The 21,570-nt window shown below is 36.0% G+C and carries 17 protein-coding genes and 1 riboswitch; of the genes, 9 read left to right on the top strand and 8 right to left on the bottom strand.

What is annotated here, in order from left to right:
• Positions 1-261: 261 nt before the first annotated feature.
• Positions 262-1,176 carry a DMT family transporter gene (locus ACFQ0R_RS10680; protein WP_379658365.1) on the top strand — a complete coding sequence of 305 codons (915 nt, stop codon included), beginning with the start codon at positions 262-264 and terminating at the stop codon, positions 1,174-1,176.
• 525 nt (positions 1,177-1,701) lie between these two features.
• Here ACFQ0R_RS10680 and ACFQ0R_RS10675 read toward each other — a convergent pair.
• The 6 genes from ACFQ0R_RS10675 to ACFQ0R_RS10650 all read right to left on the bottom strand — a co-directional run bounded on the left by ACFQ0R_RS10675 (position 1,702) and on the right by ACFQ0R_RS10650 (position 11,075).
• The gene (locus ACFQ0R_RS10675; RefSeq protein ID WP_379658364.1) at positions 1,702-2,625 is read right to left on the bottom strand and encodes an ABC transporter substrate-binding protein; all 924 of its coding nucleotides are present in this window, start codon (positions 2,623-2,625) and stop codon (positions 1,702-1,704) included.
• Positions 2,626-2,630: 5 nt separating this feature from the next.
• Positions 2,631-2,727, bottom strand: a riboswitch (TPP riboswitch).
• A 79-nt stretch (positions 2,728-2,806) separates the two neighbouring features.
• Positions 2,807-3,676 carry a PPK2 family polyphosphate kinase gene (locus tag ACFQ0R_RS10670; RefSeq protein ID WP_379658363.1) on the bottom strand — a complete coding sequence of 290 codons (870 nt, stop codon included), beginning with the start codon at positions 3,674-3,676 and terminating at the stop codon, positions 2,807-2,809.
• A gap of 338 nt (positions 3,677-4,014) precedes the next feature.
• Complete coding sequence (locus ACFQ0R_RS10665; RefSeq protein ID WP_379658362.1) at positions 4,015-5,094, bottom strand: CNNM domain-containing protein; 1,080 nt, start codon at positions 5,092-5,094, stop codon at positions 4,015-4,017.
• Positions 5,095-5,397: 303 nt separating this feature from the next.
• Positions 5,398-6,408: a choice-of-anchor J domain-containing protein gene (locus tag ACFQ0R_RS10660; RefSeq protein ID WP_379658361.1), complete on the bottom strand. Its 1,011-nt coding sequence runs from the start codon at positions 6,406-6,408 to the stop codon at positions 5,398-5,400.
• 5 nt (positions 6,409-6,413) lie between these two features.
• Positions 6,414-7,874 (bottom strand): SusD/RagB family nutrient-binding outer membrane lipoprotein, encoded by a 1,461-nt coding sequence (locus tag ACFQ0R_RS10655; RefSeq protein WP_379658360.1) that lies wholly within the window; start codon positions 7,872-7,874, stop codon positions 6,414-6,416.
• Positions 7,875-7,892: 18 nt separating this feature from the next.
• The gene (locus ACFQ0R_RS10650; RefSeq protein WP_379658359.1) at positions 7,893-11,075 is read right to left on the bottom strand and encodes a SusC/RagA family TonB-linked outer membrane protein; all 3,183 of its coding nucleotides are present in this window, start codon (positions 11,073-11,075) and stop codon (positions 7,893-7,895) included.
• 264 nt (positions 11,076-11,339) lie between these two features.
• On the opposite strand from ACFQ0R_RS10650, the gene ACFQ0R_RS10645 reads away from it, so the two are divergent.
• From ACFQ0R_RS10645 to ACFQ0R_RS10610, 8 genes are all read left to right on the top strand, one after another.
• Positions 11,340-12,815, top strand: a complete 1,476-nt coding sequence (locus ACFQ0R_RS10645) for a carboxypeptidase-like regulatory domain-containing protein (RefSeq protein ID WP_379658358.1) — start codon at positions 11,340-11,342, stop codon at positions 12,813-12,815.
• 291 nt (positions 12,816-13,106) lie between these two features.
• A complete protein-coding gene (locus ACFQ0R_RS10640) occupies positions 13,107-13,421 on the top strand; it encodes a hypothetical protein (protein WP_379658357.1) in 315 nt (104 codons plus the stop codon).
• A 67-nt stretch (positions 13,422-13,488) separates the two neighbouring features.
• Positions 13,489-14,100: a porin family protein gene (locus ACFQ0R_RS10635; RefSeq protein ID WP_379658356.1), complete on the top strand. Its 612-nt coding sequence runs from the start codon at positions 13,489-13,491 to the stop codon at positions 14,098-14,100.
• A 204-nt stretch (positions 14,101-14,304) separates the two neighbouring features.
• Positions 14,305-14,799 carry a hypothetical protein gene (locus ACFQ0R_RS10630; RefSeq protein WP_379658355.1) on the top strand — a complete coding sequence of 165 codons (495 nt, stop codon included), beginning with the start codon at positions 14,305-14,307 and terminating at the stop codon, positions 14,797-14,799.
• 165 nt (positions 14,800-14,964) lie between these two features.
• A complete protein-coding gene (locus ACFQ0R_RS10625) occupies positions 14,965-15,999 on the top strand; it encodes a sensor histidine kinase (RefSeq protein ID WP_379658354.1) in 1,035 nt (344 codons plus the stop codon).
• On the top strand, positions 15,996-16,745 hold the full coding sequence (locus tag ACFQ0R_RS10620; protein ID WP_379658353.1) for a LytR/AlgR family response regulator transcription factor: 750 nt from the start codon (positions 15,996-15,998) through the stop codon (positions 16,743-16,745). Before ACFQ0R_RS10625 ends, ACFQ0R_RS10620 begins: the two co-directional genes overlap by 4 nt.
• A gap of 42 nt (positions 16,746-16,787) precedes the next feature.
• A complete protein-coding gene (locus ACFQ0R_RS10615) occupies positions 16,788-17,294 on the top strand; it encodes an NADPH-dependent FMN reductase (protein ID WP_379658352.1) in 507 nt (168 codons plus the stop codon).
• Positions 17,295-17,352: 58 nt separating this feature from the next.
• The gene (locus ACFQ0R_RS10610) at positions 17,353-18,042 is read left to right on the top strand and encodes a DUF2490 domain-containing protein (protein WP_379658351.1); all 690 of its coding nucleotides are present in this window, start codon (positions 17,353-17,355) and stop codon (positions 18,040-18,042) included.
• A 97-nt stretch (positions 18,043-18,139) separates the two neighbouring features.
• On the opposite strand, the gene typA is transcribed toward ACFQ0R_RS10610, so the two are convergent.
• Positions 18,140-19,936 (bottom strand): translational GTPase TypA, encoded by a 1,797-nt coding sequence (gene typA, locus ACFQ0R_RS10605; protein ID WP_379658350.1) that lies wholly within the window; start codon positions 19,934-19,936, stop codon positions 18,140-18,142.
• A gap of 129 nt (positions 19,937-20,065) precedes the next feature.
• A complete protein-coding gene (locus tag ACFQ0R_RS10600; RefSeq protein ID WP_379658349.1) occupies positions 20,066-21,469 on the bottom strand; it encodes a hypothetical protein in 1,404 nt (467 codons plus the stop codon).
• Between the last annotated feature and the right edge of the window lie 101 nt (positions 21,470-21,570).

Here is a 21,570-nt window from a genome sequence, read left to right as displayed (position 1 = left end):
AAAAGATCTAAATCGAAGTATAAGTTGCGAACTTAGAGTGCTTTGGTAGTGTATCTTTTCCGTTTTTAATTTAATCATTTTATAAAAAACGAATCTAAAGGAGTGTCCGCCTCAGGCGGATGTATCGAGAAGTTTGTCTAAAAGCAAATAACTAACCTGTATTAACTTCCGAAGAAAACAGGCCTGAAAATAAATTTTTGGCTGAATTTATCCTGTTGCGCAAATTCTTTTTTAAATTACAATGTATTGAATATGAGCATAATGAATAAAAAAACACTCTTGCTAATTGTAGGGTTCGTGATTTTTTGGAACTCAGGATTTGTAGGTGCTGAATTTGGGCTGCCGTATGCGAATATTTATACCCAGCTGTTTTGGAGGTATTTGGGATTAACGCTCTTACTTCTTGTGTATTTGAACTTAAGAGGGCACTTTAAGTGGGTAACCTGGGAACAAGCCAGACCTCATTTGTTGGTTGGAGTTTTGGCTCATGGCGTATGGCTTACCTGTTCACTTGTGGCCATAGCAGAAGGTGTGCCCGCCGGAATCGTAGCCCTCATAATTTCATTACAGCCTTTGGCTACAGGTGCGCTATCTGGCTGGGTCACCGGAGAACACACCTCAACTCAACAATGGATTGGTTTAGTCATAGGATTTCTGGGAGTTGGGCTTAGCGTTGCCTTTAGGGTCGATTTAGAAAGTTCTACGCCTGCCTGGAGTTATTTCATTCCCCTGGGATCTGTCATCGCCATAACCATAGCCAGCTTGTATCAGCGTCACATGGAATTGAATAAAAGTATTAAAAGATTACCCTCTCTTTTATCACTGTTCTATCAAAGTCTGGGTACGATGGTAGTTTTATTCTTTCCGGCAGTAGTTATCGAAAGTTTAGCTACGCAATGGACAACTGAATTTATTTTAACTGAAGTCTGGCTGATACTCGCCGTTTCACTTCTGGCGTACGCGTTCATGTGGAAACTTATTGAACGGATGAGCGCTACCAAAGTGGCGAGTTTATTTTATCTCGGACCGCCAGTCACTATGTTTATGGCCTGGCTCATGTTTGGAGACCAGGTATTCATATCGGATATCCTGGGACTTATCGTTATTGTAAATGGCTTACTCATCACAGAAGTAAACATCAAAAAACAGCTTGCTAAGCTTAAAAAGTCAGAATAAATTTATGTTTATTACTGAACTTGTTTTTATGAAACAGCAGGACTGAAAAGAAATGAATAAGGCAGAAAGATTTATCAGACAACAAGTCACTTTGATGTCAATCAGTTGAACTATCTAAAAAAAGTGGTTTTATCTCGAGATTTACTCAGATTTTAAAATCATACTTCTGCAGTCCAGATTTTTATCCATTCTTGAATTTATCGACAAGCAATCCTTGGCTTTTTAATCTTATCTTCTGTAAATCTCAAGAACATGTCAGATATGCTTTAAGTATAGCTTAAGTATAGCTTAAGTATAGCTAATGTATTAAAACCTTAATCGTTTAAGACTTGATTAGTGACAGGTTAAAAAAATCAATCTGAATTTAGTTAGTCTTATTCATGCTTTTAGAATAAAATTAGAAGACATTTCAATTCATCTTAAGCCAATAACGTAAATACATCCCAAAAGGATTTATCAGGCAGACGATTCATAAACCACCTTCCAGTCAAAGTTATGCAGGCAGACTTAATCACCGGCTGAAACTTATTCAGCAAGATACTGATTGGTGAAAATAGTCTGTTTTTTTAAGCGTTTGGTTTCATCTTCTGTAATCAGATCATTTGCGGCCAGCCAGCTGATAAAAGAAGTCCATCGCTCACCTTTCATCTGTCCCCATTTCTTGTCGGCAGTCAGGTAATATTTACCGATGTAACGCTGACTCTCCTTTAAAAATTCTAAATCTTTATCCTGGACGTGAGGCAAAAGCAGCCGTGAAGCTTCTTCAGGGTTTTCGGCAGCCCACCTGTAAGCTTTGGCAGTAGCGGCTAAAAAACCAGTCATGGCTTTTGGTTTATTTTCGAAATGGTCTGGATGACTGAGTAAAACTGGTGAATAGCCATAGGGAATATCGTAATCCTCCAAGTGAAATGTATTGAGTTCTACTCCTTTTCTCTGAGCTTCTATGCCTTCCCAGGGCATAAATACCCAGGTTGCATCGGCTTCTCCTTTAAGTAAGGTGTCCCAAATACCCAGTTTCTCTGGAGTAATTTTGATGTGTTTGCCTTCTCCTCCATCTTTTTTGATCGCCTCTGAGATGATCGTATCTTCAAAACGAGCATCATAAGAGGCATACCTCTTCCCATCCAGATCTTTCATCTGATTGATGCCTGAGCTTTTGAGAGTCACAATGGCACTAGTATCTTCCTGAAGAATAGCTGCTATGGCGGTTAAATTAGGTTTATTGGGTAAGGTGTGATAGCTGATGACAGACTCCGAAGGCGCAATAGCAAAATCAACCTCTTTATTGGCCAGTAATCCCGCTGGAGTGGATTTGTAATTATCAATTTGCGGAGACCGCAAGTCCACTTCAAGTCCTTCGTCTGAATAAAATCCTTTTTCTAGAGCTACAAAAAAGCCAGTATGAATAGTGTTGGGCGTCCAGTCCAGAGCCAGTGTTAGTTTTTCCATAAATATATTTTTATATCCATTATTACTACGCTTGCATTACCAAGATCAGTTTTAAGAGTATGTTCTCAGCCTGTTTATATGAGGCACCCCTTTAATGAATTTCAAATGTATTTAGGATAACGATGAAATGCAAGGAAAAGCAAGGTGAATCCCTAAACATCTCACCTTCAAATTAGTAGATTCAGGAATCCTTCAACTGCTTTTTATAATAAGAAATTTGATCCTGAAGTTCATCTGGAAGACTTGGATTTTGAATATCGGTATAGGTTTCCATACGTTCTTTTATAGCTTTAGTAACTAGTAATCGCGCATGATGTTTTGAATCTGCTGGAACAATATACCAGGGTGCATGTTCTTTGGAAGTGGCAGAAATCGCTTCTTCGTAATAGTGTGTGTACTCATCCCAAAGCTCACGATCTTTCAAATCCTCTGGTGAAAACTTCCAGTTTTTACTTGGTTTATTTAGCCTCCTCAAGAGTCTGTTTTTTTGTTCGCCTTTGGAAATATGAAGGAAAAACTTAAAAACAATACAACCGTTTTGATGAATAGTCTTTTCGAAATTATTGATTTGTTCCAGCCTTTGTTCCCAAAAGGCAGGTGTGATGTCTTCTAATGAATTGATATGTGGAATCTTTTCATTCAGAACTATTTCTGGTTTGACTCTGGAAATAAGAACGTTTTCGTAATGCGATCGATTAAACACAGCATACTTGCCTCTGGCTGGTAAAGCTCTGTAATGCCTCCATAGAAAATCATGCTGCAACTCTCTTTCTGAAGGCTTTTTAAAGCTATAAGAAATCACTCCTCGTACATTGAAGTCTTTGAACACTTCCCGTATCAGGCTGTCCTTTCCCGAAGTATCCATTCCCTGAATACAAATTAGCACTGAGTATTTCCCGTGTGCATAAAGTGTATTTTGCATCTCCCCGAGTTCTCTCCTCTCCTTTCTTAGTTGCTTTTTTAGAGACTTATTGCTGAATTTGTGATCGAGTTCAGTTGGAAAATCACTTAGTTTTATTTTGCCTTCTACTGTTAAATTTGGAAATTCCATATGACTGATTTAAGTGATTGAAGCTTATTAGTTTAGAAAAAATATAAAGCAAAATAAGGAAATGAATGGAAACAACTTGAATTTAAGTTTATTTATAGTGTTTTGTGCTTCTATAACTTTAACTACCTGCGGTACTGGCAAAGTCAGCTAATTTAATAAAAGCAAGGTTACAACATAGTGAGCCTGGTCGAAATGCATGGAAGCCAACCATTTCAATAGCTTTACTTATCCAAGTTGATATATTCTGGTTGAGAAATTAATTTAAATCAGTGTAGTCAAATTTATATACCAGGCATGAAGACAAGTTAAAGCTAAAAGTCCCTGAACAAAATTCAACCTTATTTACTTTTATTTTGGTCTTTGTTATTTACCTTAAACCCTAATGCATCCAGTTTTTCTCTTTTTTTCCTCCAAAGCTCCTTTGCGTATTTTTGCATATTGGTAACTTTATCTTTCTCGTCGACTATTTCTAGACCTAAAATTGATTCTATAATATCTTCCATAGTAACAATTCCATCCATCCCTCCGTATTCATCAACAATAAGGGCAATGTGTTCTCGGTTTTCTAAAAGTTTCTCCCATAAGGTAAAAAGTGGCATTGAGCCCGAAACAGTTGTAATATCGCGTCTAAGGTCTTTAAGTTGTAATTGATGTTCACCTTCTGCAAGCTTTTCCAGAAGTTCCTGACGAAATACGTAGCCTGTAATATTATCTTCACTTATAGAATATATAGGTAATCTCGAAAACTTGTTGTATTTCTGTTTGTTTAAAAACTCTTTTAAAGTAGTAAGTTCATCTTCTGCTATCACTACGACTCTGGGAGTCATAATTTGTTTAACCATTATGTTTTTGAGTCTCAAAATGTTTTGAATCATTTTGTTTTCCTTTTCAGTGAACAAGCCTTCTTTATTTCCAATACTTGCCAAAGCTGCAATCTCTTCTCTACTTGTCGAATTTTCATCCTTATTACTGGACAACATATTGGTAATTACTGAAGATAAGATCACTAAGGGGTATGTTAAAAAAATCATCACCTTAAGAATGTGATATGAAACCTTAGTTAATCTTTTCCAATACCTGGCTCCTAGAGTTTTAGGTATTATTTCTGTAACTACCAAAATAAGAAGAGTAAGAATAGCTGAAACCACTCCAAAGTAAGTTTCACCGAATACTTTTACTGCCTGTGCGCCTACACCTGCAGCTCCAATGGTATGAGCAACGGTATTTAAAGATAGGATGGCAGATAAAGGTTTATCTATCTCGCTTTTATATTTTAAAAACGAATTGGCCCAGAGGTGCCCATTTTCTTTTTTTACTATCAGAAAAGATTGATTTGTAGAAAGTAAAACCGATTCCATTATAGAACACAAAAAGGACACAAAAAGAGCCAAAAATAAATAGGCAAAGAGTAAAAACATCTTTTTTTTGTCAAAAATAAGAAATGACAAAGGCTTTACTGCCAAAGTTTTGTTATCCCAAGCAAAAAAATCTAATTCTAGTTTCAGAAGTTGTGCATTTATATTGAGCACTATTAATATGACGCCTCAGCTATTAAATTACAAGTCTTCTTAGAAAGCTTTAAATGAATTTAAACTTCAGATCGTTTAATGACCAAAATTGAACTCATGGTTGCGCCTACCTTTACAACCTATGTCACAAAACTAAAGCTCCATGTCCAAAACTCTTCAACTTATGTCTCTCCGCTTCAGAATCACCAAAAACTACTCCACCAAAACATCTGAAATTCTGATCGACGTTGCTTGAAAATAAGCATCAACAGCTCTGTAAATAAAGGCTATGCTAATGTCTTCACCTTCATATTGAGCCAGGCTTAACTCACCAGTATTGGAAATCCCATCAAAGCCTGGATCATTGGCCGTCATCGCATCTACAGCAGGCTGAAAGACTTCCCAATTGGCCGTTTCGAAATTGGTCCCGTCATAATCGGTTGAAATTTGAAGTCCGTAGGCTAGTGTGTTTTCATCGATGGGTGCATCAAAACGCCTGTCGAAATTAAAACTTAACACAGGATCTTCCGCTCCACCCAAACTGATGCTGGGAGAAATAAGCCAGGACTCCGAATAATCATCTCCAGAAGTGGCTTCTCCTTCTGGCGTAAACGGGTTGGTCCCTACGCCAGTCACCCCCTGACCTGTATAGCAAAAGAAACCACCTGTACCAAAAGAATTCTGTGCGACGTCTATGATTGTCCACTCCTCAGGTGGCAGCTCAAAACTTCCGTTTGGTCCGCACACCCCGAAATTCTCTACAAAAGGCAAGTCGTCTTCCTGCACTCGCTCGTTTACTAAATTGAAACTAAAATATCTCCCGTCAAATTCATTGGTGGCAAGTCCAGGACCTACAGCGATAATTTCAAAATCCTGAATAAAATCTTCAAAGCCAATTCCAGACTCAAGTAAAATCAGTTCAAAGCTAGCTGAAGTTGCTCCAGCACTCACTGGAACATTGATTTCTCCTGCGCTAAGTGGTGGTTCGGTAATAAAAGAATTACCATAAGCAGATTGTGGAGCAATAATTCTGATGTTGGAATCCTGCGGAGAAGCGGGTGAGATTTCGAAATTGACAGTCACTGGTGTAAGTGTATCTGTCACTACTTCAAGATCTGGTGAGGAAAAACTTACCAAAGCCACCGAATCGTCATCGCTACAGGACGTTAGAACAATCATACTTAGAAGTATGAAAAGAACAGATTGTATATTAAATAATCGCATAATTTTTAATTTTGAATAGACCACATTACTGCATTCACATTGTCACCCTGAGGGAATTGACGCTGAATCGCATCCTGGAGGTTTTCTACATTTTGATTGATTTCAGAAAAAGGATACATCCACCGTTTAGGAACACCTTCGTCATTGATAATAGCACCACCGTCAACATTAAATTCTGGCAAACCTGTTCTACGGTTATCATAAAACGGCTCCCAGCCTGAATTTAAAAACATAGCTGTATGCTTTTGCGTAAGGATTTGTTCCAAACCTTTGGAAGCTTGGTAAACGATGATAGGTTGAGCTAGATAATCTTCAACTAAATTATCATCAATTTCATAATATGCCATAGAAGCTCTGATGCCTTCCTGGTAAAAGCTTTCCGCATCGGCTGAAATCCAATTGCGATGAGCGGCTTCTGCCAGGATAAAGTTGAGCTCTGCAAAGCCTAGTGAAAGGTTAACTTCGGCTTCGGCATCCTCGACGTAACGGCTGTTAAGCGATGAGCCTTCTCCACTGGTAAGCCTGGCCACATTGACATTAAGGGGTGCACTTCCCCGGAGTCCTGAGTAACTATCGAACGTCAAAGGATCATCAGTACTGGAATTACTGTCTGGTGAAGCCATCTCAAACAGTCGTGGATCACTAAAACTTTTGAGCCTTTCAACAAAAGTTTCTTCTAAAATGTAAGACGTCGTGATAGATGCACTTCTCCAAAACGGATACACGTTTCCTGTTTCTTCGGAATAGGTGTAAAACGAATTATCTTCTGTGGATTCCATAATAGGATAAACCGAAGTATTTGAGTAAATGCTGTTGAATCGGGAAGGCAAGTTCAGATTCGGATCATTCTCCCTTACAGATAAACTCATCAGTACTCTTAAGTGAAAACTGTTGATTAGTTTTTTCCATTTAAGCAGATCTCCCTGAAAAACAACATCTCCGTTGATGGCTGGACCTGAAACCTCCAAAAGTGAATTTGCTTCCTCCAGCAATTCAAAAATCCTTAAGTAAACCTGTTCCTGAGGATCATAAACTGGCTGAAAAGTTCCAGCCTCCGCCTGCATAGCCTCAGATTGAGGAATATCACCAAATTGCCTTGTGATTTGCTCGTAGATGAATGCTTCAAAAAACCTGGCAATAGCCGTAAAGTTTTGATTATTGAAGTTCTCTGCTTCTTCTTCCATTTTCTTTACTTGCCTTAAGGTGTTGTAAAAGCCAAAGCTGGCACGATCCCAACCATAGTATTGAGCATCTTCTACCAAATTGACATTGACCAAATGTCTTGAAGCCATTGCGGCATTCAGGTCGATAGAGTTAAGTGTACTTACTTCTATATTGGTAAGTAACAAACCTGGATTAGCCTGAGTAGTGCTGTTAGGGTCGTTTTGAAATTCATCGTAGTCCTGGCAACTCACTAAAAGCAATAAACCAAGAATTAAAGTTATATGTGATCTATTAAACTGCATTTGATTTAAGTTTTCTGATTAAAATTTAGCATTAAAGTGAATCCCGAAATTTCTCGTGGATGGGGTTTGCATATTCTGGTCGGTACCAGAATCCGGATCTAGGTAATCAATTTCTGCCCATAAGGCTAAGTTTCTTCCTATAAGTGATATAGTTGCAGTTTCTAAAAATGTATTCTCAAGCATTTTGGAAGGAAAATTATAACTCAAACTCACTTCTCTCAATTTCAAAAATGACATGTCATAATAGTGATTCCCATAGGACCTTGAGTGATAGGTCGTCATATAGTCTTCATAATTCACAACCTGTTCGTTTGGAGCATACTGTCTCGTGTCATTGATTATATGTCCTTCTGTATCGTATTGCACGTCTCCGCCAACAACCACAACCCCATCGGCTACATAATTGCTTACACCACTAGCAGAGGCTGTTCTGTATTCATTAATTGTACCCGGATGAGAACCAGACCACCACATACTTCTCAGGGTTTTACTTTCGGCCAGCCCCCCTATTCTACCGTCGATACCTACGAAAAGATTAAAGTCTTTGTATTTAAAATTATTCAGGAACCCATACACCCAGTCGGGGTCTCTGTAGCCAATATGTCTATTGTATGGGTCTCTGATGTTAATACCGTTATTACCAATAATTGGCTGGCCATCGGGAGTTTCCTGCCATACGGTAGTGAATAATTTATCCACTCGGTCTCCTTCTTGTAATTGCCCGATATTTTCCTGATTATCAATTTCGCTGATGTAGGTTCTGTATTGACTTAAGTTAAAGGTCACATCCCAACCAAAAGTTTTATTTTTAATTGGGCTGGCTCGAGTAATCAATTCGAACCCTTTCTTTTCAAATTCATTTGCATTAATCAATCGAGATGAAAACCCGGAAGCAACTGAAATCGGAACATTGGTAAGGTTATTGAAATTTCTTACGTAAATAAAATTGGTATCAAAACTCAGTCGATTTTCAAAAAAACCAACGACCAATCCACCTTCAAAAGCTGATGAGGTCTGCGGACTCAAATCTGGACTAATTAAATTTCCTGGAAAAAAGAGCGAAGCATTGTTCTGCCAATTGATGCCACTATTGTATGAAGCAATATGAGAGTACGTCCCGCCAAAATCTCCATTGGAGACCTCAGCCCAACTTCCTCTTACTCTCAGGTTGGATATCACTTCAGGTAAATCAAACATTTTACTGGGAACATAACTTAGCGATACCGATGGATAGAAGAAAGAATTGTTTTCTTTAGGCAAAGTCGTTACCCAGTCATTTCTCCCTGTAAAATTCAAATAAATTGAATTCAGAAAACTTAAATCTAAAGTCGCATAAGCTGAGCTAATTCTGGATTCCGATTCAAAATTACTGCCTTGTAGTGCGTTTCTCGAATTAGCGATATTATAAAAATTTGGAACGTTTAGACCGTTGGTGCTCACACTGGAAGCTGAATTGCTTCTGTATAGATTGGAAACACCAACTGTCGACTGAATATTAAAATCTTCAGAAATGACTTTACTGAAGTTCATAAGAACATCAGTATTGAAATCGAAGCTGGAATTGTAAGACTGAGAAAAATTACCATCAGTTCTATTAAAATCTCTTACAAAACTGATAGGCTGTTTAGTTGTTCGGTCTAGTGAAAAATAGTTGAATCCATTTCTCATATTGACTGTTAAATCTTTGGCCAAATCATATGTTAGAAACACTTGACCATAGGTCACATCTCTATTGTAACCTCTATTAAATTCGTTAGCTAAAAAGTGTGGATTGTTGTAGAAGCTAGTACTGTAGTGTCTTTGCTGAAAACCCTCCTGACCAGGAATCCAGTAGTCTTTTAAATCATTCACATCTACATTGGCTCCCATCCATAGTGCAAGGTTATAGATAAAACTTTGTGAACTGAAAGCCACTTCAGGAATGTTATCAGATTGCTGTTTGTTATAATTTAAAGAGGCATCTACCGTCAACTTATCATGTTTGAATCGACCAGAAACACTAAAGTTAGAGTTGTTCAATTCGGTGTTAGGTACGATCCCACGCTGGTAGCGACTCCCAACAGAAACTCTAATGTTGCGTTCTGCATTTCCAGCTGTAACGGCCACCGTCGTATTGCTAACGACTCCTGTTCTAAAAAAATTATCCAGGTTATCTTCACCTCTGGAAATCCAGGGCAATGGGATTTTCTCACCAGTCTCAGGGTCGGTTGGGCTATTGTATTGAACCAGTTCTACAAAACCACTTGGTGTTGAAGGGTCTGGTCTGTCTAATCGTGGCCCCCAGGAGAATCCGCTTCCTTCCTGACCTGAGCCAGTACCATCTGTATATCTGTAAACTCCGTTACGTCCAGAACCATACTGACTTTGAGTTTCTGGAACTCTTAAAAAATCGGTTTGAAACATGGTATTGGAAGATACTTCAACTTGTAAACCGCCATCCGTACTTCCTCTTTTGGTCGTAATCATAATGGCGCCGTTTCTACCAATGGAACCATAAAGTGCAGATGCGGGAGCACCTTTCAATACATTTATAGATTCAATATCATTTCCATTGAGTTCCCATAAGTTTGTGGAAGTATTAGGCACACCATCGATAACTATTAAAGGCCGCTCTCCTCTTAGGCTGTAACCGGGATTTGCGAAAAAATCTGTTGAATTGAAAACTGTTAAACCAGCAACTTTACCTGTAAGGTTGGAAATAACATTAGGTTCCTGTGTTTTAACTAAGTCTTTGCCATCTACCTTTTGTGTAGCATAACCTATGCGTTCTTTGGACTTTTTGATGTTCAAAGCAGTGACGACAACTGCATCCAAAGCATTGATATCACTTGTTAACTGTACTTCTAGAAACTCATCATCCTTTAATAAAACTTCCTCTGATTTAAAACCTATATAGGAAAAGGTTAATCCTGGAGTAGGTTCTTCGAGATAGATTTCAAACTCACCATCATAATTTGTAGTGGTTCCGTTTGCAGTGCCTATAGCTACAATAGAAACACCAAGTAATGGCTCTCCGGATAATTTATCAATTACTTTACCGCTTATGGTAAGTGGAAATGATGAATCTGGAATAAGATCTTCTTGAGCAGGAGAAGCAGAGGGATTTGTTTGTGCAATCAATTGCTGTGGAAAGGAACATAAAGCGAAAACTAAAATAAAAATGTACTTTATGAACGATTTTGGACAGGCATAAAAATTCATATACGAAGTGTAAGTTTAATAAAATACTTTGAAAGCTAAATTTAGTTTATTTGAAACCTAATATTTTAAATATATGAATTTCAAATAATTATGAATTTAAAACAAATTAAAGCTCAAATTTAATTATTAACTCAAATATCTTAATTACACAAAAGTTAAATATCATACTGCATAGTGCTTTCAAACTAATTAAGGAGATAACTCTCGAGTATTTCAATTATGTAACAAAATCATTATTTCAGCGTCTCATCAAAAATCAATCTTATGAAATCTTGTTTTACTCTAGCCTTCTTCCTCTTGTTAAGCATTCAGTTTTCAGCTCAAAGCCTTCGTGGTCGCGTAGTTGAAGCCAGTAATAAACAAGGAATTCCATTTGTGACTGTACAACTCGGAGATAATTATGGAGTCATTTCCAATGCCGAAGGGTATTTTGTTCTTCAACGAAAAACCACCGACAGCATCACACCTGTCATTTTCTCTTCTATGGGGTTTGAGTCTGTTGAAATCCCTTTGAAAGATTTTGAAGATAACCAGGTGATAAGTCTGAAGCCTGCAACTTACGAACTGGACGAAGTCTTGTTATTTGACAAAGAATTGACTGCTGAAGAGGTTTTAGAAAAATTCAACGCTAGTGCTAAAGAAAATCATCAGCTCAGCAATGCTAAAATTCAGGTATTTCTAAGATCTAATAACGAGTACAAAGCTGAAACATTTGGGATTGATATAAAAAAAGCGTCCTTCCTCAGTAAGTCTGAACGTAAAAAAATGAATGAAAACATGGAGAATCTGGGTAAAAAAATTACTCAAACCTCATCGACTTCTTATCAGGAACGCTTAACTGATATTTATGCTTTTGAAGATACCTTGATTAATCAACATCAAAAAGCTCTTAATTTAATCAATAGAGAAACAACATTTAATACAGATGATATTCAGGAACAAGTCTTTTTTGAGCTTTTGAAAAGCTTAAAATCTCCTAACTCCTTTAAAGTCAAAACAGGGATTATCCCACTGGATAAGGATTTATCGCTTAATGAAATGATTGATGACATGGAAGAAGATCAAAAGAAAGTTCCTGATACAGTACGCCATAAAAACTCATGGCGAAGCGATGCTTATAAAAGACGAGCTACCCAATTTAATAATGATTTTTTAACCTCGCCAAAATACTATACATATGAATTGGTAGGGGTGACCAAAGTGTATGGTGAACCTTGTTACCACATCAAATTTTCACCAGACCGGAGAAAAGGAAAATACGTGGGTGATCTGTATATCCATACTCAGGATTTTGGGATGGTGAGTTATAAATATGAGTTGGAAGAAGGAAAAAAAGCCATGAGTGTGAATTTAAAATTTGTATTGGGAATAAAAGCAAACACCTTTGCAGACAGTGGTTTTATGATTTTTTCTAAAAACAAAGACAAGACCTACTACCCAAAATACATAAAACAAACTGAGGGGAATTATGCTTACATCAACCGCAGTCTTCTTTTCAAAGAAAACAATCCCAATAGAAGCGAGCGTAAAAAACTGAAATTTGAGTTTGAGATGGAGTTCAATTTGATGGAAATTGTAGAATATGTTGGAGTTGAATACCAAAGTGTCTCTGCAGACCTTCTAAATTCTCTAAGTTTTGAAGATTATATACTTATAGATGAAGTAGAAAAATACGATGCCAGCTATTGGAATGAGTATAACATTATAGAAGCTACCGAAGCGATAAAAACGTATGAGTAAAGCTCTTATTACTTAGTCTGCTTTCAGATTAACTCATATTGATTTGTTCAGGATGTTCACAAGACTCCAGTTCTAGATAACAAGTGAACACTGAAACTTCGAGTTGACTGACTGAAAACAGCTAAGCTTACTGTCTGAAGACCAATAAGCTGACGAAAGCGAATTCAGAAGAGAGAAAAGCGTTGTATTATATTTAAGAATAGTAAGGTTTTCGTCACAAATTAGAATTAAATGAATGCTAATAAGATAGTGTTGGAATTAACTTTGCTGTCATTAAGTAAAATTTGGATTATGAAAGAGACATTTGATTTGATAGATGAGGTTGCAAATTTTACAAGTGCAGGAACATCGCAATTATCTGTAAATACCGCCGAGGGACTGGAGCCTTTAGAAATAGAAAATTTATCTGAATTGGATTCAGATTATAAATACACGGACCTTGGTCAACTTTATGCAGATTTCCCGGACAATTTCGCTAAGATCCAAAAAATCAACTTTCGAGGTCAGTTTTTCTTCAATTGTTATTTTATTTCCAATAGTAATATGGATATCCTAAAGTTTGATAAAAATGGTACATTTATAGGTGAATCTCAACCACAGTTATAAATTCATTACCGAAGTCTTTGACTTCAACTCCCTTTTAAATTTTTAATAACATTAAAACTATTTCAACATGAACAAAAGATTGAAACAATTAACCTGTGCCCTGGTGTTGGGCCTGATGACATTTACTGTACAAGCGCAAGAAAGTGCATTTGGTGTAAAAGGCGGACTTAACTTTTCTAACTTTTTTACTGAAAATGTAGATGATGAAAATTTAAGAACTGGACTACATTTCGGTGTATATTCCAGAAGTTCATTGATAGAGGATGTGCTTTATCTGCAAACTGAACTTGGCTATTCTGGCAAAGGAGCCAAAATTGAAGGTAGTGCCGGCGAGGCTGAGCTTGGTCTTGGTTACTTGGAATTGCCAATCATGGCTTCTCTTAGTATTGCAGACTTATTTTACCTGGAAGGTGGTGCTTACGCGTCCTATCTTTTAGATGCTAATATTTCTGGAGAAACTAGAGACGGCTCTTCATTTTCTGATGAGATCAGTACAGACAATTTCAAAGATTTTGATTATGGTCTAGCTGTAGGTACAAATGTTAATTTAGCACCACTTGTAGTGGGTGTAAGATATTACTACGGTTTACAAAACATCATCGATAATGATTTTGCTCAATTTACTGGTATAGAAGCTAGAAATTCTACTTTCCAAGCTTATGTAGCTTTTGAATTCTAATTAGAAAAAGTTTTATTACGACGAGCGCATCATCTTGGTGCGCTTTTTTTATACTCAAAATTTAGGGATGATATAAATTAAAAAGAATAAATGAGTGATAGGTGTAAAGCAAATAAAAAAGATTGGCTTAACATTGGCTTAACACTTGTAAAAGTGCTGAGCATTAAGCCTAATTTTACTATCAAATAATATAAATATTTTTTTATGAAAAAGTTACTTATTGCAGTATGTTTTATGGTTGCCTTCGGATTTCAATCTCAAGCACAATCTATTGCTGAACATGCTATTGGATTAAGATTTGGCGGGAATAATGGTTATGGAGCTGAGATTTCTTACCAAAATGCTTTAGGAGACAACAATCGTCTTGAAATTGATTTAGGCTGGAGAAACGATGACAATTTTGATGCTTTCAAATTAACTGGTTTGTACCAGTGGGTTTGGAATATTGAAGGAGGATTTAACTGGTTTGCAGGAGTTGGTGGTGGTCTTGGTAGTGTAAGTTATGATGACCGTTATACCAATGGTGATTTTGATGATGACAACGAAGTATTCCTGTTTGGTGCAGGTAATATTGGTATCGAATATAATTTTGATATTCCGTTGCTTATTGCTTTAGACTTCAGACCTGAAATTGGTTCTGGAAACTACAATAATGATTTGGATTTTGATATTGCTCTAGCTCTTCGTTACCAATTCTAATAAAGTCAAAATAAGATCAATAGAAAGCCTCGAGAATTCGAGGCTTTTTTTATGTGAAAGATTTAAAATGATTTAACTTCAATTCGTCTTGTGAATTCGTCAACTCATCAAATTCATAGTTTTAAAAATTAGCGCTCAGGTTATTTTTGACTCAAAATCAAAATCATGAAAACAATACAACTTGAACAATTCTATAAATTAGCAGGTATATCTTTAGCAATAGCTGTACTGATAAACTTTATCAATTTTTTGTCCGCAAATTCTATAGATTATTTAATAGATTATAAAAGATTTATCATGAATTTCTCCTCTGCCCTCTTTATAGGTGGATTGAATATGATTTTCTTCACACTTATTCAGAAAAAATATTCCTGGCGTAAAGCTCCATTCATAATGATTATTCTTGGCATCCCTGGTTCTATGATTTTATCTGTTCTTGGATTTTTTATGGCCAGACTCATCCAGGGTGTTTTACTTTTTGGAACCACTTTTCAAAATTTCATAGCTAATGAAAGCCTATTCAACTATATTTTTGCAGCAATAATTGCGCTTGTTGTTAGCCTGGCTTTTCATGCCTACTACTTTTACAAATTTGGAGTTGAGGCAGAACTGAAAGCTCAGAAAGAAATCGTAGAACATACCAAAGCAAAACATAAAGCTCTTCAAGATCAACTCGACCCTCACTTTTTGTTCAATAGCCTTAGCGTCTTAGCTTCACTCATCGAAGAAGATCCAAAACGTGCTGCTGAATTTACCACAAGCCTATCCAAAGTCTATCGCTATGTTCTCGATCAAAGGCGAGAAGACTTAGTGAGCATTTCTTCTGAATTGAATTTTGCCAAAGTTTATTTGAATCTGTTATCTACTCGATTTGAAGATAGCTTAAACTTCAGTATTGATGTTTTAGATGAATCTGATTATACTGTCCCTCTTTCGCTTCAGCTATTGATTGAAAATGCTGTAAAGCACAACAAAGTGACAGAAAAGCATCCCTTACACATCAAAATTTTTAAGACTAAAGATCATTTAGTTATCCAAAACAATGTTAACCCCAAAGTAAATGATTCTGAGAGAAATGGAATTGGATTAATAAACATCAAAAAACGATTTGAAGTGTATACTGAAAGTCCAATCGAAATTGAAAAAGATTCTGATACCTTTACTGTAAAATTACCTCTCATTCAAACTCAAAACTTATGAGCAAGATAGTTATCGTAGAAGATGAAAAACCGGCAGCAAGAAGACTTGAGAGATTACTTACTGCACTTGATCATGCAGTTTTCAAAAAATTATACTCGGTAGAAGAAGCGATAGAATGGTTTCAGAAAGAACCTGAAGTTGACTTGATTTTTTTAGATATTCAATTGAGTGATGGATTGTCCTTTGAGATTTTTGAACAAGTCGATATCGAAGCAGATTTGATTTTTACTACCGCTTACGATGAATATGCCTTAAAAGCTTTTAAACTGAATAGCATAGATTACCTCTTAAAACCTATCGACAACGAAGAGCTGCAACTCGCTTTAAAGAAATTTGATAAAAGAAAATCATCACAATCCATAGATGCAGATTTGCTTAAGCGTATGTTGTTACAGCCACAGAAAGATAAAGTTTATAAAACCAGATTTTCAGTAAAAATAGGCGAACGACTTAAAACCTATTCAGCTGAAGAAGTCGCCTGTTTTGAAAGTTCGGACAAAGCAACTTGCCTGGTCACTTTAGAAGGGAAGCATTATGTGATAGATGAGTCCTTAAATCAACTTGAACCCAAACTTTCAACCCAGGATTTCTTCAGAATAAACAGAAGTCATATCATTCATTATCAGGCTATACAAGATATGGTAAGTTATTCATCTAGTAGAATTAAAATCAATCTGAAAGCTTTAGATCAGCCTGTTATCGTAAGTCGGGAGCGGGTCAAAGACTTCAAAACTTGGATAGGTTAATAGCCTCTAGACGTCTGAAATTGCTTATATTCAAAATAAAAAATGAAAATATTATGCATTTCAGGTTCAGCTTCCAAAACTAGTAGCAATGTCAAATTTCTAAACGCAATCGCTAATCATCTGTCAGCTCATCATACTACTGAAGTTTATGAAGGACTTTATAACTTCCCATTATTCACTCCAGAGCGCTTAAATGAAGGAGTACCTGAGCAAATCAACTTATTAAGAGATAGAATTATAAACGCAGACTTAATTATTATTTCTACTCCAGAATATAATCACAATGTGCCTGCAGTTCTCAAAAATATGCTGGAGTGGCTGACAGATTCTGGAGAACTGTTTAGTAAAAAAGTACTCCCCATTACTTTTACACCGAAAGCACCACGTGGAGAACACGCTCTTAGATCATTTCAAATGAGTCTTAAAGCTCAAAAAGCGAACATCATTTCTGAAGCAAATTTTTATAAAACTGATGTGCAGTTTGTAGATGATATCATCCTATTACCAGAAGATATAAAGTTGATGTTTGACGGTCTTTTAGAAGTATAAACCTCTTTATTTGTCTAAATTTGCCAATTCATTTTTATTCAAAACTAAACCCATTTTAATGAAATATTTATTTTTCAGTCTTGGACTGTTTCTATCGTTTAATGCCTTTTCCCAAGTTGAAGAATCAAAACTAGGGAGTTGGTATATGTACTTTTACAATGTCAATTTTGAAGAATCCAACTTCGGAGTTCAGGGTGACATTCAGTATAGAAATTGGAACACACTTGGGGATTTAGAACAACTGATGCTGAGATCTGGAATAACTTACAGAGCTGACAATTCTTCTGTCTTGTTTACTCTTGGCTACGCCAATATTACAACGGGAACTCCGGGAGAAAGCTCATCGACGATTAACGAAAGCAGAATATATCAGGAAGCCCTTTTCGGTCAAAAGATTTTACAAATAGTTCATCTAACCCACAGATTTAGATACGAACAGCGCTGGGTGGAAAATCAGGATTTTAGAACCCGCTTACGCTATAGTTTATCTATAAATGTAGGCTTAAACTCCAAAGAACTTGAACCAAAAACCTTATATGCTTCTTTCTACAATGAATTGTTCATTAATGGAGAACGAAACAATGGTTTGAGTGAAGTTGAACTTTTTGACAGAAATCGAACTTACTTTGGGCTGGGATATGTGATAAGTAACAGCTCAAAGGTCCAACTCGGCTGGATGCGTCAGGAGACTGAAAGCTTTACTAAAAATCAACTACAATTTAGTTTTCATCACAACTTGAATTTTTAAACTAAAACTGAATGTTATAAATTAACTTTCAACAAATGAAAAAGCCTGTTCAAATAATTTGAACAGGCTTTTTTACTTTATATAAATCAAATAGCTACTAGATGATTTTGAAACGTTTACGATCTGTTTCTGTCAAATAGATTTTACGTATTCTCAAGAAATGAGGGGTAACTTCCACATATTCATCTTTCTGGATATATTCTAAAGCTTCTTCCAAAGAGAATTTCTTAGCTGGAACAATCTTAGCTTTATCATCTGCACCAGAAGATCTTACGTTAGATAGTTTTTTGGTTTTAGTGATGTTAACTGTCATATCATCAGACCTTGAGTTCTCACCAATCACCTGACCTTCGTAAATTTCTTCTCCCGGATCTACGAAAAACTTACCTCTATCCTGAAGCTTATCGATAGAATAAGGAATAGCTTTCCCTTTTTCCATAGACACCAAAGAACCATTTTGACGTTGTGGAATATCACCTTTAAGCGGTTGAAATTCTTTAAAACGGTGAGCCATAATCGCTTCACCAGCTGTAGCCGTCATCAATTGGTTTCTTAGACCGATGATTCCACGAGAAGGAATTAAAAACTGAATTGTCATTCTATCTCCTTTACCTTCCATGCTCAGCATTTCACCTTTACGCATAGTCACCATTTCTACAGATTTACCAGAAATATTCTCAGGTAAATCAATAGTCAATTCTTCAACAGGTTCACACTTTACACCATCAATTTCTTTGATGATAACTTGTGGCTGACCAATTTGAAGTTCGTAACCTTCTCTTCGCATGGTTTCAATAAGAACAGACAAGTGCATAACTCCACGTCCAAAAACGTTGAATTTATCTGCAGAATCTGTATCTTCTACTCTTAATGCTAGGTTCTTTTCAAGTTCTTTTGTTAAACGATCCTTGATGTGTCTTGAAGTCACAAATTTCCCATCCTTTCCAAAGAAAGGTGAGTCATTGATCGTGAACAACATACTCATTGTTGGTTCATCTATAGCAATAGATTTCAATCCTTCAGGGTTTTCAATATCAGCAACTGTGTCACCAATTTCAAAACCTTCTAGACCAACTATTGCACAAATATCACCTGCTTCAATTTCTTCTACTCTTCGTCTTCCAACACCTTCAAACGTATGAAGTTCTTTAATTCTTGTCTTGGTAATTGAGCCATCACGTTTCACAAGTGAAACTGGCATATTTTCTTTTAAAACTCCTCTATGTAAACGACCGATAGCAATTCTACCTGTATATGAAGAGAAATCAAGAGAAGTAATCAACATTTGAGTATTCCCTTCTTTTACTTCAGGAGAATCAATATGTTCTACAACCATATCAAGCAGAGGCTCAATATTTTCTGTCTTTTCATCTGGGCTTTCACTCATCCAGTTATTCAATGCAGAACCGTAAACCGCTGGAAAGTCCAACTGCCATTCTTCTGCACCAAGCTCAAACATCAAGTCAAAAACTTTCTCATGAACTTCTTCTGGAGTACAATTTGGCTTATCAACTTTATTTATAACCACACAAGGCTTAAGACCAAGGTCTAGAGCTTTTTGCAATACAAAACGAGTTTGAGGCATTGGTCCTTCAAAGGCATCTACAAGAAGTAAAACCCCATCGGCCATATTCAACACACGCTCTACTTCACCACCAAAATCGGCGTGACCAGGAGTATCGATAATATTAATTTTTGTGTCTTTGTAAACTACAGACACGTTTTTGGATACGATTGTTATCCCTCTTTCACGTTCGAGATCATTATTATCTAAAATAAGGTCTCCGGTTGATTCGTTGTCACGAAACAATTTACAGTAGTGCATGATTTTGTCCACCAAAGTTGTCTTGCCGTGGTCAACGTGAGCGATAATCGCAATGTTCTTGATATTCATAAAAAGGCGTAATTTTAAGTGTGCAAAGGTAGGTTTATTTTATATATAAAAAACCGCTTTATCAAAATGATAATTTAATGAAAAGAATTTGAATAAGATATCTAGCAATCAGTCACTTGAATTCAATTCCTAATTTAAAATATTAAGAATTTGACTTTCAAGTTCTGGGTCAAATAAACTCAAAGAATTATCAGTAAGCCTATAATGTTTATCTAAAACATAAACTCTGTTGAGGTAATTTTTAAAAAAACCATATGTATTGGTAGGTGCGTCGGAAATAACCTGGAATTCCGTTTGTGAAGTATAATTAAATCTCTTGAGCGCATTCACCCATATGCCTATGTTTTGAAAATCTAAGTTGATACTTATAAAATTTATCTCTGGATATTTTTCTCTGAATTCTTTAATCTTGTTTAGGTTATTTTTTTTGTTTTTAAAAGACAAGGCTGACCAAGTATACAGGACGGTTGGCTCGGACTTTGAAATTTGGTGGAGCTGGATTGTATCCATTGAAGGAGTTCTCAAACTCATAGTACTCAAGTTTTTTCCAACTAAATATTTGTTTTGAATTTGAGTGAGTTGATACAATTCTTCTTCGTCTAAATCAGATAGATTAAACTTTTTAATAATGGATAAAGTTTCTTTTAGCTGTTCTTCAGTTTGAGAAAAAACAATTTCTCTCCTTATAAACCGATTAAAGAAATTTGATTTTAAATAGTCATTATCAAATAATTGGTGAACAAGATTCAATCGGCGTTTTATATTTTGATGATCATTCAAATCAAAGCAATCTCTGTTTTCAGTTTTACAAATTTCGATAGACTTATTTCTTAAGTAATTGTCTAAGAATCGCATGTAACTAAAATTTGAAACTAGATCTGAATCATTAAAATTCACTTTACTCCTGTAATCGAAAAAGTGTTCAGGAAACTCCTCAAACTTGCTTGGAACATACTTCTTCATCAAAAAAGCATAACGCTCTCTCATGTCATAATGCTCATATTTAATAGTATTTTCAGCAATATTTTTAAAATAAGGAGTGAAATCTGACTTTGATTTTAACTTATCAAAATTTTTAAAACGAAGACTCATTATAGAATCCGTTTTCTCAATAAATCTTTCAGGAGTTATTTTATAATAAGATAAGATCAAGTCATTGCCCTGCTCATTCATAAGAAACATATCGACAAGAAAATTATTCTCTTTTGAAGAGCTACCTCCAAAACTCAAGGACTCATCAAATTCTAATGTATTCACCCTTAAAACCGTACTGTCACCAGGCTTTAAGTAAACACTTTGAGATTCAGGGTAATGCTTAAAGGTATAAATGGATTCTTCATCTAAAGAAAATCTGTAACCAAAATTGTTTTGATTATCTAAAGGAATGGTATCGATGACCTTATTTTTATGCTCTAAAGTAACATAATTAGAATTTGGATTAACAACCCGACCACCAATAAAAGTCAATTCTTTATCCTGCTCTGAAGAACAGCCTATAGAAATCATTAGAATACAAAGAAAGAAATACTTCATAAATTGATTGTGATGCGACAAATCTAACTTTACCAATATTTAAAGCATGTTAAGCCACCGTTAAAAAACCAGGATAATAAATTCTTTACGAATTATGATAA

The sequence above is a fragment of the Psychroflexus salinarum genome, from assembly GCF_042677225.1.
Classification (GTDB): Bacteria; Bacteroidota; Bacteroidia; order Flavobacteriales; family Flavobacteriaceae; genus Psychroflexus; species Psychroflexus salinarum.
This window is presented reverse-complemented; position numbering and strand designations above follow the sequence as displayed.

Bases quoted from the DNA above. Each gene is read 5' to 3' on its own strand.
- ACFQ0R_RS10670 (WP_379658363.1), bottom strand. From the start codon at position 3,676: ATGGAATTTCCAAATTTAACAGTAGAAGGCAAAATAAAACTAAGTGAT.
- ACFQ0R_RS10665 (WP_379658362.1), bottom strand. From the start codon at position 5,094: ATGTTTTTACTCTTTGCCTATTTATTTTTGGCTCTTTTTGTGTCCTTT.
- ACFQ0R_RS10600 (WP_379658349.1), bottom strand. From the start codon at position 21,469: ATGAAGTATTTCTTTCTTTGTATTCTAATGATTTCTATAGGCTGTTCT.
- ACFQ0R_RS10675 (WP_379658364.1), bottom strand. From the start codon at position 2,625: ATGGAAAAACTAACACTGGCTCTGGACTGGACGCCCAACACTATTCAT.
- ACFQ0R_RS10680 (WP_379658365.1), top strand. From the start codon at position 262: ATGAATAAAAAAACACTCTTGCTAATTGTAGGGTTCGTGATTTTTTGG.
- ACFQ0R_RS10645 (WP_379658358.1), top strand. From the start codon at position 11,340: ATGAAATCTTGTTTTACTCTAGCCTTCTTCCTCTTGTTAAGCATTCAG.
- typA (WP_379658350.1), bottom strand. From the start codon at position 19,936: ATGAATATCAAGAACATTGCGATTATCGCTCACGTTGACCACGGCAAG.
- ACFQ0R_RS10640 (WP_379658357.1), top strand. From the start codon at position 13,107: ATGAAAGAGACATTTGATTTGATAGATGAGGTTGCAAATTTTACAAGT.
- ACFQ0R_RS10615 (WP_379658352.1), top strand. From the start codon at position 16,788: ATGAAAATATTATGCATTTCAGGTTCAGCTTCCAAAACTAGTAGCAAT.
- ACFQ0R_RS10620 (WP_379658353.1), top strand. From the start codon at position 15,996: ATGAGCAAGATAGTTATCGTAGAAGATGAAAAACCGGCAGCAAGAAGA.
- ACFQ0R_RS10625 (WP_379658354.1), top strand. From the start codon at position 14,965: ATGAAAACAATACAACTTGAACAATTCTATAAATTAGCAGGTATATCT.
- ACFQ0R_RS10650 (WP_379658359.1), bottom strand. From the start codon at position 11,075: ATGAATTTTTATGCCTGTCCAAAATCGTTCATAAAGTACATTTTTATT.
- ACFQ0R_RS10655 (WP_379658360.1), bottom strand. From the start codon at position 7,874: ATGCAGTTTAATAGATCACATATAACTTTAATTCTTGGTTTATTGCTT.
- ACFQ0R_RS10610 (WP_379658351.1), top strand. From the start codon at position 17,353: ATGAAATATTTATTTTTCAGTCTTGGACTGTTTCTATCGTTTAATGCC.
- ACFQ0R_RS10630 (WP_379658355.1), top strand. From the start codon at position 14,305: ATGAAAAAGTTACTTATTGCAGTATGTTTTATGGTTGCCTTCGGATTT.
- ACFQ0R_RS10660 (WP_379658361.1), bottom strand. From the start codon at position 6,408: ATGCGATTATTTAATATACAATCTGTTCTTTTCATACTTCTAAGTATG.
- ACFQ0R_RS10635 (WP_379658356.1), top strand. From the start codon at position 13,489: ATGAACAAAAGATTGAAACAATTAACCTGTGCCCTGGTGTTGGGCCTG.